We start from the raw sequence: 13,751 nt of genomic DNA on the forward strand, positions 1-13,751 counted from the left end.
ACTGTGACTAAATTGATTTACAATTTTAGTCCAGTCTTTCAGGGGGCTAAGACATCCTAGGCGTGGGTACTTGCTTATTTGTGGTTGGGTTCTCCGAGGGCCTCAAAGCGATAAGTTGAGTCCCGCGCTTTTTAATTTGACGGAATCTCATATTGCCGGCAGAATAAGAAGCGAGGGTGATCAGCAGGCTCATCCAACACTTATACGGATGGAGAACCGTCTTGCCAAAGCTGCTTGTGTTTTTAATGTCCTCCGGGGCATAGAAGCCTGCGTGCGCAGGGTATCTGCCGTAACATTTTTATTTCCCGCATTATACCCCAATAATGCTACAGGCTGCCTGCCCGTACAGTTGCCCGCTTTTTATCATTCCTATATCCTGCTTTTTGCCTGCAAGCCCAAGAATCCGGTGTAACCGTTATGCAATGGGCCTTTGCGGGCCGCGCGGATGGTTACTTTTTCTCTTGTTTTTTCATGTTTTGTAAAAACCGCCGGCCCGGGCCCGTTGCGCAGCATATTGTGGTATAACCCTTTCTATTCACCATTCAATTTTCTGCTATGAGAAAATTAAAATATGGGGTACTGGCATTGCTATGCCCGGTTTTGAGCTGCTTTGCCCAAAATGCTCCACCCCAAATAAAGCCTCTCACCATTGGAGATACCGTTCCCGACCTGGTGCTGACCAATGTAATGAACTACCCCGATTCCACGATCCGTTTATCAGATCTGAAAGGAAAGCTGGTGATACTGGATTTTTGGGCAACGTGGTGTGGGGCATGCATAGAAACGTTCACAAAAGTAAATTCCTTACAAGTTCAATTTAGTGATGAACTCCAGATCATATTAGTTAACAATTTCGCCGGAACAAGGGACAGCATAGAAAAAATAAAGAGCTTTTATGCAAAATGGAACAGAGATCACAACCAATTATTTCATATTCCTTTCGTTGCTGAAGATACCGTAACAGCAAGGTATTTTCCACATACATATTTGCCACACTATATCTGGATTGATAAAAATGCTTCGGTTATTGGTATTACCTCTTCAAGAGAGATAACAAAAGAAAATATCCTTTTTGTATTGCAGGGAGAGACACCAGTATGGGAAAGGAAAACTGTTAAACGCTAAATATTTTTCAATCTGAGTAATAATTAAATACAAAACTTATGAGAGAGTTTCTTATTATAATAGTAGTGAGCTATCTGCTTTTAAATGTCAATATCCAGGCTCAGGAAAATATAGTTTCAGGTAAGATTGTCTCAAAAGAGAATGCAAAACCTCTTTCGAATATAAATATTCAGTCTTTTCAAAATCGCATTAATGCTGTTTCAGATAATAAAGGGGATTTTATTATAGTACTGCCTGCTTTACCAGATACGTTGATAATCACTCATATAGGGTACAAAGCACAGCGTATTTATGTTAGCGCTGCCGTAGCGGGCTTACAAGTTATAATGGAAAGAAATTCGACAGATTTGGAGGAGATAATAGTAAATACCGGCTATCAAAAAATCAGGGGTAATGAAATAAACGGATCAGTAGTAGTAATAGATAATAATACCCTTAACCAGCAAACCGGTACTGATATTCTGAAAAGGCTTAAGGGAGTGACCAGCGGATTGGCTTTTAATGAAGAATATGGGAATGGAAACACTCTAAATAAAACAAATATTTCAATAAGAGGATTAAGTACTATTAATGGCCCTTTAGACCCGCTGATTGTTGTTGACAATTTTATCTTTGAAGGTGATATAAAGAATATTAATCCTAACGATGTAGAAAGCATAACAGTATTAAAAGATGCCTCTGCTACTTCTATTTGGGGAGCAAGGGCCGGCAATGGCGTAATCGTTATAACTACAAAAAAAAGTAAGTTTAATCAAAAAATAAATGTAGCATTTAATTCTAATATAATCGTAGCACAAAAACCAAACCTCTCAAAAATACCTGAAATAAGTATTGAAGAATATATTAATGTTGAAAAACTGCTTTTTGATCGCGGATATTTTGATGGAATTATCAACCAGGAGTATCAGGCTTTAACTCCTGCAGTTGAAATCCTTTTAAAAAGGAGGGAAGATCTTATCTCACCAAATGATTCAGCTCAACAAATACGTACTTTAATGAATGTAGATGCCAAACGTCAGTACGAAAAATACTTTTACCAATATGCCATCACACAACAATATTCCATTAATCTTAAAGGAGGAACAAACAATTTAGCATGGCTTGTATCAGGAAATTTGGACAGGAGTGTAGATAATGTTGGAGCAACTTATAATAAATTGAATTTTAGAGTTGCTAATACATACCAGCTGAGTAAAAATATTCAGCTTGATTGGGGTATTTATTATACTGGGGGGCAGTCAGGCAGTGGTAAATACACTTATAATAATGTTACAAATATTAACGGAAGATATGTACCATATACAAAGTTTGCAAAAAATGACGATTCTCCCTTACCTGTAGCGCATATTTATAGAAATAGCTATATTGATACAGTGGGTGAAGGGAAATTACTTGACTGGAAGTATTATCCACTTCAAGATTATGCTAATAACAGGAGTAATAACAAGCTTGAGGAAATATTATGGAATACCAACTTCCGTTACCATATTATTCCTTCCCTTCAGTTTGAACTTCTATATCAATTTCAAAAACAAAGAAACAACCTGGAATCAATTTCAGATCAACAAAGTTTCGCCTCAAGAAATCTGATCAATCAATTCAGCCAAATAAATTATTCAACAGGAGCCATAAATTATATTGTTCCGTTGGGTGGAATATTAAGTACATCTAGTTCAATGAACCAAAGCCAGAATTTAAGGAGTTCATTTTCTTATAATAAGAGATGGGCTGCTCATACTATTAATACAGCTATTGGCAGCGAAATAAGGGAAGCAATAAATAAAAGTGATGGCTCCGTTTATTATGGGTATACAGAGTCTCCTTTACTATATACAAATGTAGATTTTAGAAACTACTATCCCACATTTGTTACCGGTGACTATCAGACAATTCCTGCAGCTGTACCCTTAACTAAAACCAATTTAAGGTTTATCTCTTTTTACGGTAATCTGTTTTACAATTTTAAGGAAAAGTATGCCCTATCCTTGAGTGCACGTAAAGATGGGTCAAATATTTTTGGCGTAAATGCTAATAATAAATGGTCCCCTCTTTGGTCAGCTGGCTTAGGCTGGGAAGTCTCAAAAGAAAAGTGGTATAATGTTAAATGGATAGATTATTCCAAGCTTAAAGTAACCTATGGTTACAGTGGGAATGTCGATTTAGGTAAAGTTGCCTTGCCTATAGCAAATTATGGCGTTGATTATGCTACCAATTTGCCAGTAGCACAAATTTCCTCAATTAACAACCCCGAATTAAAATGGGAAAAGAGTCGTCAGATTAATTTCGGATTTGATTTTAACGTAATTAATCAACTTTTATCGGGGTCTGTAAATTATTACTTTAAAAATGGGACTAATCTTTACGCTGCGACTCCTTATGATTATACTGCGTGGGGATATCTGGCGACAGTAACTAAAAACGTAGCGGACATGAAAGGGAGGGGCATAGATATTCTTTTAAATTCATCCATCTTAACCAAGTCATTTAAGTGGAACGTAACCTTAATATATAATTTCGTTTCCAATAAAACAGTAAAATACTTTGACGCGTACTCCACTAATATAATAAGCCTGCTAGGGGGAGGTAAATCAATTACTCCATTTGTTGGTAAGCCATTGTATTCTATTGCCGCCTATAAATGGGGGGGGCTGGATAAAAATGGAAATCCGCAAGGGTATTTAAATAACTCTTTAAGTACCGATTATTCAGCAATTGCATCGGAATCATCTAAAAAAGGAATTGATGGGGGGGGGATAAAGTATATTGGATCTTCCGTGCCAACATCTTTTGGGTCTTTGATCAATTCCTTTTCGTGGAAAAATTTTTCTGTTTTATTCAATGTAAGTTATAAGCTGGGATACTATTTTAGGAAGCCGTCTCTTACCTACAATAGTTTAATCAATAATGGAAGAGGAAATAAAGAATATAGTATACGGTGGCAAAACCCGGGAGACGAGCTAATAACCAATGTCCCTTCTTTTATATACCCCAACGATTTCAACAGGGATAATTTTTATAGCGTGTCCGAAATCAATACGCTTAACGGAGCTCATATCAGGCTTCAGTATATAAATATTAGCTATCGAACCAATAACCTATTCAATTTGATGGATTCTAAAGCTGAGATATACTTTAATGCCTCAAACCTGGGCATTCTTTGGAATTCCAATAAATATCGCTATGACCCTGATATGCCTGGCGGGGTACCAGCTCCAAAGATCTTTTCCTTAGGCTTAAGGTCTAATTTTTAATCAATAAACTTTTTTTATGTTATTATCCAGTAATAGTAAATCCAAATTTATTGTATTGATTGTTTATTTATTTACAGCATTTATTATAACCTCTTGCAAAAAATACATTGATAAAAAACCTGATAGTACCTTGGCAATCCCTACTGCTCTATCAGATCTCCAGGCACTACTTGATTTATCGCTTACAATGAACAAAGAACAATCGCCTTCTTTTGGAGAAGCCTCTTGTGATGACTATTTTTTATCGGATGAAATGTATAATTCAAAACCAATTGAACATCAAATGATATATACCTGGAGCAGGGGAGACTATTATTTCCAAAATGATTGGTCAAAAGCGTATTTACCTATATATGTTTCGAATTACTGTTTGGAGCAAATAGACAAAATACCAGAGACATTTCAAAACCAATTAAATTGGAATAATGTAAAAGGATCTGCCCTTTTTTTTAGAAGTTACAATTTCCTTAATTTGATGTGGGTATATGCAAAAGCATATGACAGTTCAAAAGCTGGTATAGAGCCAGGTATAGTTTTAAGATATAGCTCAGATTTTAATTTACCATCTAAAAGATCAAATATACAAGAGTGCTATGATCAGATTATTTCAGATGCAAAAGAAAGCCTGGAATATCTTCCGGATATGCCAATACACGTTATGCGTCCATCTAAAACTGCCTCGTATGGTTTATTAGCCAGGTGCTATCTTTCTATGAGAGCATACGACAGCGCACTAAAGTATTCAAACCTTTGTTTAGAGCTCAAATCTGATTTGATTGATTATAACGGTGATGATGATATTTATGGTTCTGTTACCGCAAATACCCCATTTAAACAATTTAATAAAGAAACTATTTTTTACACCGAAATGAATGGAAACTCTTACATAAATTACCCCTCAGGTGTTCTTGTTGATACAATATTATATAGCCAATACGATTCTACAGATCTTAGAAAAACTGCCTTTTTTAGACCTGATGGTAATTACTATAGATTCAAAGGAAATTATGCTGCAAGTAATTTTATATATTTCTCTGGGTTGACTACGGGTGAGATGCTTTTAACCCGCTCCGAATGCTTTGCAAGGAAAGGAAACATTGCGTCTGCTATAAAAGACTTAAATACTCTTTTGAGAAAAAGAAGAAATAGGAATTTACCATTTCATGAACTTGAAGCCCATAACTTTATAGAAACGCTTCACTTAGTTCTCTCAGAAAGAAGAAAAGAGCTTTACATGCGTGGGTTAAGATGGATGGATATCAAGCGTTTGAATAAAGAAGGGGCAAACATAATTCTAAAAAGAACAATTGAAGGAAAACTATATTACCTTGAGCCGAATGCAAGTTATTATGCACTTCCATTACCCACTGATATTATTGATATAACAGGAATGACACAAAATTAAATAAACGGGAATTGAAGCAAATTCAGTTCCCGTTTATGATCGTCTATTCTTTTACTGTGCTTTATGGCTGATTTGAAATCTGGTTAGTTGGCGTTCCGGGTATACTTTGCACATAAGCAATACCAGGAGAGCTTTCTTGAGCTGTTATTGAAAAAGTAGATTTTAAAGCTGTCGGATTCAAAGGGTTATCAACGTATGCATCACTTACCTGTATTCTGCAAGCTTTGATAGATCCTCCGCATAAACTAGCACCCGGAACATACTTCCAATAGGTCTTGCTTATATTTTCAACATTTGCTTTTGAATATCCCCCGGGATTAGAGCTATCAAATTCAAAGACATGCATAGCGTATTCCTTTTCAGGAGTATTAAATGCCACAGTTCCTATAGCAACCAGAGCAGCGGCTATGCTCAATAAGTATCGTTTCATAATAATTGATTTTCATTTGAAAGTTTTGTTTTCGATTCATTAAAGTTGTTCTGAAATAGTAGTTTGTTCCCAGACGGGAACTATGGTGGCTTCTTTTTTAGTGATGTTCTCTTCCCGACAGATATGCATATACCCCATGCGCTAATGAGCAAAAAGAATACATTGAATATAATGTGTTGCTTCCAGCTCAGGCTGTTGAGCACCCCTCCGCAATTACAAGGCAGGTGAGGAATATATACGACCATATATATTAGGTAACCAGTAAAAGCTAACAAGGCGGCAAATGATGTAAATAAACCTATTAACCGGATTCTCGGAAAAAAAAGCAGAACGGCAATTAATATTTCTGTTACCGGCAGTAGCCAAGCTATTACTGAGGCATATCTGCCAATTAGAGGCGTCTCTTCTAAAGCCACTGTAAACGCCTTATATCTTGTCAGCTTGCTCAATGCCGTATATACGAATAACAATAGCAGCAGGGCATTGATGGTATCAGCAATGATCCAATACCGGTATTCTCTTTCCCGATCATATTGTAGCGTCTTATTTATCATTTCATTTGTTTTTCAATGAAATCTTCTTCACGGCATATACAGACATATTATTGCTGAGCCGATATCATTACCCGATTCAAAAAGTATAGCTATAAGCAAACCATTTTCCTTATAATATTACCGGACTATTTCTAAGATAATTCTGACGTGAATCAAATATTATTACTAGCGCTATACTTAATTTTTAGCCAAATGAATATTCATTATGTCCATGAGTTTTTATTTGGACATTTCCAGGCAATTGCTTTTATTTTTGAAACATTCTTTCTATCTTGTCAATACCTGCTACGGTTACTGCTCTTATATCATCCTCCTATATACAGACTCGAAAAAAAACAGGTTTCGTACCATCTGAAAGGCCAACTTTTTTTGAACTTTTTTGGGTAAAGTATCGCCGGTTGAAAATCAATTGGCATTTTTCCTTAAGGTATCACAGGCTAACAGCAGGTTATGAAATACGATGACTTCGATCTTTTCAGGCAGTTGGGAATGCATCCCGCCTCGGCCAACGCCGCGCTGGCGGCTATTTACAGGGCTTTCAAAACCGTGCTGGTACTGTACATCAAAAACTATATCCGCAATGATGAGGATCTCATTAAAGATGTTATTGCCGAAACCATGCTGGTACTGTGGATACAACGGAAAGAAGCGGCCCAAAAAGAAAAACCTTTGCCCTGGCTGCTGACCATTGCCCACCATATTGCCATTGATAAAATAAGAGCGCAAAAAAAATATTATACCGAGCCGCTGGAAAACCATCTGTGTTTACCCGGTAACGACCATGCAGCAAGAGAAACAGAACGCAAAGAACTGGAGGCGCTTTTCAGGAAGGCTGCGGAAAGGCTGCCACCGCAGGAGAGAAATATACTGCTGCTGAGCAAAATAGAAGAACTGCCGCACAGGCAGATCGCTTTGCAATTCAGCGTATCGGTGCAAACAGTAAAAAACCAGTTGAGCCGGGCTTTGAAAAAGATCAGGCGCTATATGGAAGAGGCCTTAAGCAGCTTTATTATTTGAAGATGTCAAAAACAATTACAATGATCCATCAATCCGTTTACGTTAAAGAACTGATCAAAAAATATATAGAGGGTGCTATTACGGGCATCGAGCTTGAGCGGTTGAAAGCCTGCTGGAAAATATATGAAGAAGATGAGCTGCTCAATATGACCGCAGAAGTATTATATGCCACGGGAAAGCAGGCGCCGGGCAATGCCCTGGAAGGCTGGGAGCCCGATCTTACAAAGATCGTGAACAATGCGCAAAGCATACAACGCAACAAAAACATGCTGGCATACGGTAAGCCGGCGGCAGCCGCCTGCCTGTTGCTGCTGCTGATGATGGCGGTCAACCATTTCATACTCAACAAGTGGCCGGGTAGCAATGCAACAGGGGAATGCAGCGACACGCCTTCCCGGAATGAAATACCACGATCGGAATTTGCCTGCACCGTACGGTGGGGTGATACAACAGCTCTAACCCCTGACAGCAATGCGGCCTGGTTGGTTGCGCATGTCAACAACTTCAGGATCCGCCGGCAGGCCCCGGGCATCCTGACGTTGACCCGCCTGGCGGAAACATTGCCTGTGGATACCACACGAGGCTGGTTTATGGAAGTATTTACCGGAACACGCTTGCAGTATATTATTCAACTGCCGGGTGGCGTCAGCGTGCACCTTAATGCAGGCTCTTCGCTGAAGCTCCCCTTCATGACCACGGGGTCGGATACCTGTTATATACAGCTTAACGGAGAAGCCTATATTAAAATGCAGGAGGAACCAAAGCCCGGAAGACTGATAGTGGAAACCTCCAACAGCCAGTTGCAAACCACCGGTGGTGAGTTTTCCGTATCTGCGTTTCCCGGTTATACCAAAGCCACCACTGTCAGTGGCCGTATTATAGCATTCAGCAGGCAGGGCATTCACAAAAAAGAAATGGATTGCTCCGGCAACCAGGCGGTTATTAAAAGCTACGCCAAAGCCAATAATGCTATCGCAGATTCTATATTTTTTAGACGGAATGCTGATGTTGGGGAAGCGCTGGTTTGGACAAAAGCTACCCGGAACTACCGAAACGCATCATTACGGCAGTTTGTTGCAGACATGAGCCGGTGGTGCGGGTTTACAGTGGAAAGCCTTAACTGTATCCCTGAGCATTTGCGGATCAATACTTCTATATGCTACCGGGCTTCCCGCGAACAGGTATATTCGGAGATCCGCAAAGCAGGTATTACAGTATATGAAAAGGGCGAAAGGATCAGCTTTTGCAACCCGGCAAAGCAAAGCGATACCCCATCATCACGAACGGCTTTCAGAAAGCCTCCGCAATGAAGTATTGCTTTTCTGCCGTTGTTGATGTTCGTGGGATGGGCGATGTGTTCCGGCATCGCCAACAAGAACTTTGTGTCTTAGTGTCTTCGTGGCATATCTCCGCCGTTATTCCTTTTTTGCAGAAAGCGCAAAAAATACAATATTTGACTAACAATTGTTAGTTTAAATATACTTCAAATGACCATCAGCCAAAAAGTTTATACGCTCGACGAATTCACCATTCAGCAATTAAGGAATTTTCCCCACGCCACCGGCGAGCTGTCGGGTTTGCTGAGAGACATCGGGCTTGCGGCAAAAAGAGTGAACGTGGAAGTGAACAAGGCGGGACTGGCCGATATACTGGGCGAAGCAGGTATGGTGAATGTGCAGGGCGAGGAAGTAAAGAAATTAGACCTGTTCGCCAATGCCCAGTTTACAGGCGTTTTGCAGCATGGCATCAGTTGCGCGGGTATAGCGGGCGAAGAATGGGACAGCTTTGTGGCATTCAATGATGAAGCCAGCCGCCAGTCAAAATACATTTGCCTTTTTGACCCACTGGATGGCAGTTCTAATATTGATGTAAATGTTTCCGTTGGAACCATATTCAGCGTTTACCGCCGGCTTTCGGCAAAAGGAGCCGCAGTTGAGGAGCGTGATTTCCTGCAACCCGGCATCCGGCAGGTGGCAGCAGGTTATATCGTGTATGGCTCATCCACCATACTGGTATACGCCACCCGCAGGGGCGTGAACGGTTTTACGCTGGATCCTTCCATAGGAGAATTTTGTCTCAGCCATCCCGGTATCAAATGCCCTGCGCACGGGAAAATATATTCGGTAAACCACGGTAATTTTTATCACTTTGACGAAAGGGTACAAAGCTTTATCAAAAAATACCAGTGCAACACAGCGCAGGAGGGCGGGCCATATACGCAACGCTATACCGGCAGCATGGTCAGCGATATTCACCGCAATCTGCTGAAGGGAGGGATCTTTATGTATCCTGCCACAACCGGTATGCCACAAGGAAAGCTAAGGCTGCAGTACGAATGCAATCCTTTTGCTTTTATAGTGGAGGTAGCCGGTGGGCTGGCAACAAACGGCTATGAACGCATACTGGATATTGAACCCGCCGGCCTGCACCAGCGCTCGCCCCTGTTCATCGGCAGCAGAACCATGATGGAAGAATGGGAAACAGGCAGGCAGTGCAATTCATCGAAGTAAACTGCCCGTTTATCGAATTGTACAGCACAAATGCTTAATTAAACTAAATGTAAACCTATATTTACATCGGTTTTTCATAGGATATTGGATTTAAAACGGGGGTGCATTTTTATGCTGCCCCTTTTTTTATTTTATAAGGCTTGGGACTGGCAGGTGCAGGGTATTAAACCGGGCAGAACAGTTTTTGTTCGATCCTTCCGGCACCGAAAAACAACAGAGCAATGACTTCATACCCTCAGCAGCAAAAAGCCGCCGATGCTGCCGGCCAATATGATCACAACAGTGCTCAGCCTTTTGGTAAAAAGCATCAGCGCAAGGCATACAGCCATGATCACTGTACCCTGCCATTGCCGCACAGACGCTGTAAACAAATGAAGCCCTACCACCGCTATAATTGAAATGGAAGCTGCGCTTAAGCCGTCTAAAAAGACCCTCAGCTTTTGGCTTTTCCTGGCAGAGGAAAGCAGCCGGTGCAGAAAAAAGGAAATAAAAAAGGAAGGGAGGAAAATGCCCGCGGTCGCTATCAGTCCGCCCGTTGTACCGTTTACAAGATACCCCGCAAATGTAGCGCTCGACAGTATAGGCCCCGGGGTGATCTGCCCCACGGCTATAGCATCCATCAGTTGCTGGCGGGTGAGCCAGTGGTTATTCCGCACCAGCGATTCATCCATGTATGCAAAAAGCACATAGCCGCTGCCATACAATACCGCGCCGATCTTAAGGAAGATCAGGAAGAGCCTGCTGTCGGAAAAGCGGGCGCTTATTTGCAGCAATACCGGCGAAAAAAATAATCCTGTAAGTACGGGAAGCTTATCCTTTGTGCGGTAAGCAAAATAATTAATACCCCCCGCTGCCAGGATCAGCAGCACTTCGTTCATGCCGTACAGTGAGCCGGCAAAAACCAGGAGGCACAGTACAATAAGGGTTGTATTGTTCCTGAGGGTTTTGCCCCACAACCGGAAAACCGTACCGATGACCAGTGCAGTGGTGGCAGGCCGGATACCGAAAATAAAATCCTGCACATCCGGCAGCGCGCTGTAGCGCTGGTAAAAATACCCGAAAAGCAGGCAGATCAGCATGGCAGGCAGTATATAGCAAATACCTGCAACCACCAGTCCTGCGCGGCCGCCACGCTCTTTTCCGCAATGCATCACCACTTCAACAGCATTAGGGCCCGGGATGATATAAGAGGCGCTCAGCACATCCATGAAATGCCGGTGGTCTATCCATTTACGTCTTACCACCATTTCATTTTCTATAGTAGCTACCATACCGGCAATGCCGCCAAACCCTATAGTGCCCAGCTTCAGGCAGGACACGGCAATTTCCTTTAACTTTTTTGCTTTGCTCTCTTCTGTAGTATTTCCGGGGACCTGTAATGACATATGCAGGGAGGCAAAGATAGACAGCAAAATGTAAAAGAAATCTCAACTGCACTAAAGCCTGCCGGCTGCAGACCTTGCAGCAATAACAGTGCCTTCCATATAGACCGGGAATGCCGCCGCCGCTTCTGTGCCGCAAAAATGCAGCCTTCCATCCATGTAAGACGAGAAAAAAGCAGGATGGCCGTTATGCTGATGGGGCGTGAAAAGGCTGGACTTCCATCCGCAATAAATTCGTCATTCCATACCTTGTCGAAATAGCTGGCCGGGTGCATGATCTTTTCTCCCAGAAGCTCACCGAGCTGTGGCAGCACCAATTCCCTGCGCGTGTCCCGGCTATAGGATACCGCGCCGCTGTTGAGAAACCCGGTAAACCCATATTTATCTTCTTCAAAGCTGGTGTGGTCATACATTTCTGTTACTATCCCCGCATGGCTGTACAGCATTCCCGAGTAGCCTTCTTTTCGCCAAAAAAACACATTGTATTCAAGCGTAAACTTTACAGCGCCGGCCATCCAGGTTTGAACAGCGGGAAGTATTTGACTAAGCGGTGCCGGCAATGCAAGTGAGAACTGCACTTTTGCGGCGCTTCAAATGATTTGGTCTGGAAAAGACTGATGCCTTCTGAATACTGCGGATATTTTGTTAAATGCAGCTCCTCCGTTAATGCCGGCAAATGCTGATGTATGTTTGAAAACCAGGTAGCGCCCAATTCCAACGGCGTGCCGAGTGCACCGGCAACGGTATATATGCGGCCTCCCAGCCTTCCGGAAGCTTCTATGACGGTGGTTTTAATACCTTTCTTTTGAAGAAAAAAAGCCAGAGCCAGTCCGCTCAACCCGCCCCCGATTATAGTTACATTGTTTTTTTGTATCATTTTGCGAAAACACTGTTTTGAGCAGGCGGTTCATTGCATAAATAAGCATTTTACGGTAGATCAGCAGTAAATGCCAGTTGAAAAAATAAAACCCTCCTGTATCAATATCCCGGGCCTCCTAAAAGCCTACCTGGTCAGATCTTCACTTGCCGGTTAAGCGGCGTATGCTTAATTTCATTGATCAATCAGGGTCATGCAAAGCAAACGCAGAAAATTTTTAAAGTTAACAGGGCTTACAGGTTTGGGTGTTGCAGGAAGCGGTCTGTTAAAGGGAATTGCCGGCGCAAAGGATTTTTCCGATCAGCATGATCCGTCTTTTTCAAATACCAACATGATGTCTTCCGAAAAAAACAACGCGTTCAATGAAACGCAACTGAGCATGATCGGTATCTATGGCTCATGGGCTGCGGGTTTAACACAGAACAGGCTGCCTGCTTTTTCGTTCCGTAAAAAAGAATGGAAGGATATGGATGCATGGAGAAAAGCTGCGCGAACACGGTTACGGGAACGGTTAGCCGTTCCTGTTATTGAAGGCACACCCGCAGTGCATGTAAAAAAGCAATATGCTTACGATGGACTGCATATAGAAGAAATAAGCTGGCAACTACCCTATGGTCGGCCAACAGACGCCATTGTATTAAAGCCGCTGAACCATAAAGACCGGCTCCCCGGCATCCTCGCTTTCCACGATCATGGCGGCAATAAATACCTGGGCACCCGCAAAATAACCCGCACTTCCGGTGAACAGCATCCCCTGGATATTGTGCATCAGCAGGAATCTTATGAGGGGTTGGCCTGGGCCAATGAAATTGCCAAAAGAGGCTATGTGGTAATGGTGCCGGATGCCTTTCCTTTTGCCAGCCGCAGGGTAATGCTGCAGGATGTGCCGGAACATTTGCGCAATGGTTTAAATGACAATGATCCGGAAAAGCCTGAAAATATAGCAGCGTATAACCAATGGGCGGCGGAGCATGAGCATGTAATGGCAAAATCCTTATTCAGCGCAGGCACTACCTGGCCGGGCGTATTTTTTGCGGAAGATCAAAAAGCGCTGGATATATTGTGCGCGAGAAAGGATGTGGATGCCGGCCGCATTGGCTGTGGCGGCTTATCGGGTGGCGGTATGCGTACCGTGTTCATGGGCGGACTGGATGAAAGGATCAAATGCGCGGTTTGTGTGGGTTTTATGACTACCTGGAA

General features: G+C 42.1%; 13 protein-coding genes. 8 read left to right on the forward strand and 5 right to left on the reverse strand.

Annotated features, from left to right (window positions below; genetic code table 11):
* The first annotated feature begins 136 nt into the window (after window positions 1-136).
* The 4 genes from PLH26_RS14005 to PLH26_RS14020 all read left to right on the forward strand — a co-directional run bounded on the left by PLH26_RS14005 (window position 137) and on the right by PLH26_RS14020 (window position 5,781).
* The gene (locus PLH26_RS14005; RefSeq protein WP_324586653.1) at window positions 137-412 is read left to right on the forward strand and encodes a hypothetical protein; all 276 of its coding nucleotides are present in this window, start codon (window positions 137-139) and stop codon (window positions 410-412) included.
* Between the two features lie 143 nt (window positions 413-555).
* Window positions 556-1,125: a TlpA family protein disulfide reductase gene (locus tag PLH26_RS14010; RefSeq protein WP_324586654.1), complete on the forward strand. Its 570-nt coding sequence runs from the start codon at window positions 556-558 to the stop codon at window positions 1,123-1,125.
* A gap of 38 nt (window positions 1,126-1,163) precedes the next feature.
* Entirely contained in the window at window positions 1,164-4,376 is a 3,213-nt protein-coding gene (locus PLH26_RS14015; RefSeq protein ID WP_324586655.1) for a SusC/RagA family TonB-linked outer membrane protein, read from the forward strand.
* Between the two features lie 16 nt (window positions 4,377-4,392).
* A complete protein-coding gene (locus tag PLH26_RS14020; protein ID WP_324586656.1) occupies window positions 4,393-5,781 on the forward strand; it encodes a RagB/SusD family nutrient uptake outer membrane protein in 1,389 nt (462 codons plus the stop codon).
* A 61-nt stretch (window positions 5,782-5,842) separates the two neighbouring features.
* On the opposite strand, the gene PLH26_RS14025 is transcribed toward PLH26_RS14020, so the two are convergent.
* Together PLH26_RS14025 and PLH26_RS21800 are read right to left on the reverse strand one after the other, a co-directional pair.
* On the reverse strand, window positions 5,843-6,211 hold the full coding sequence (locus PLH26_RS14025) for a hypothetical protein (RefSeq protein ID WP_324586657.1): 369 nt from the start codon (window positions 6,209-6,211) through the stop codon (window positions 5,843-5,845).
* Window positions 6,212-6,291: 80 nt separating this feature from the next.
* Window positions 6,292-6,765 (reverse strand): MauE/DoxX family redox-associated membrane protein, encoded by a 474-nt coding sequence (locus PLH26_RS21800; protein ID WP_502876392.1) that lies wholly within the window; start codon window positions 6,763-6,765, stop codon window positions 6,292-6,294.
* Between the two features lie 450 nt (window positions 6,766-7,215).
* On the opposite strand from PLH26_RS21800, the gene PLH26_RS14030 reads away from it, so the two are divergent.
* The 3 genes from PLH26_RS14030 (at window position 7,216) to fbp (ending at window position 10,292) form a co-directional block, all read left to right on the forward strand.
* Window positions 7,216-7,782 carry an RNA polymerase sigma factor gene (locus PLH26_RS14030; RefSeq protein WP_324586658.1) on the forward strand — a complete coding sequence of 189 codons (567 nt, stop codon included), beginning with the start codon at window positions 7,216-7,218 and terminating at the stop codon, window positions 7,780-7,782.
* Window positions 7,783-7,802: 20 nt separating this feature from the next.
* Window positions 7,803-9,092, forward strand: coding sequence for a FecR domain-containing protein (locus PLH26_RS14035; RefSeq protein WP_324586659.1), 1,290 nt, complete (start codon window positions 7,803-7,805; stop codon window positions 9,090-9,092).
* A 177-nt stretch (window positions 9,093-9,269) separates the two neighbouring features.
* Entirely contained in the window at window positions 9,270-10,292 is a 1,023-nt protein-coding gene (gene fbp, locus PLH26_RS14040; protein WP_324586660.1) for a class 1 fructose-bisphosphatase, read from the forward strand.
* 227 nt (window positions 10,293-10,519) lie between these two features.
* Here fbp and chrA read toward each other — a convergent pair whose 3' ends face one another.
* The 3 genes from chrA to PLH26_RS14055 are packed head-to-tail and all read right to left on the reverse strand — an operon-like array spanning window position 10,520 to window position 12,551.
* Window positions 10,520-11,677, reverse strand: a complete 1,158-nt coding sequence (chrA, locus tag PLH26_RS14045) for a chromate efflux transporter (RefSeq protein ID WP_324586661.1) — start codon at window positions 11,675-11,677, stop codon at window positions 10,520-10,522.
* The gene (locus tag PLH26_RS14050) at window positions 11,623-12,189 is read right to left on the reverse strand and encodes a hypothetical protein (protein WP_324586662.1); all 567 of its coding nucleotides are present in this window, start codon (window positions 12,187-12,189) and stop codon (window positions 11,623-11,625) included. The genes chrA and PLH26_RS14050 overlap by 55 nt, the downstream gene beginning before the upstream one ends.
* Complete coding sequence (locus tag PLH26_RS14055; protein ID WP_349770425.1) at window positions 12,174-12,551, reverse strand: FAD-dependent oxidoreductase; 378 nt, start codon at window positions 12,549-12,551, stop codon at window positions 12,174-12,176. Before PLH26_RS14055 ends, PLH26_RS14050 begins: the two co-directional genes overlap by 16 nt.
* Window positions 12,552-12,744: 193 nt before the next feature.
* Here PLH26_RS14055 and PLH26_RS14065 point away from each other — a divergent pair.
* Window positions 12,745-13,751 (forward strand): dienelactone hydrolase family protein (locus PLH26_RS14065; RefSeq protein WP_324586665.1); only part of this gene is annotated, 1,007 nt, incomplete at its 3' end.

Source organism: Agriterribacter sp. (assembly GCF_035444585.1).
GTDB lineage: Bacteria > Bacteroidota > Bacteroidia > Chitinophagales > Chitinophagaceae > Agriterribacter.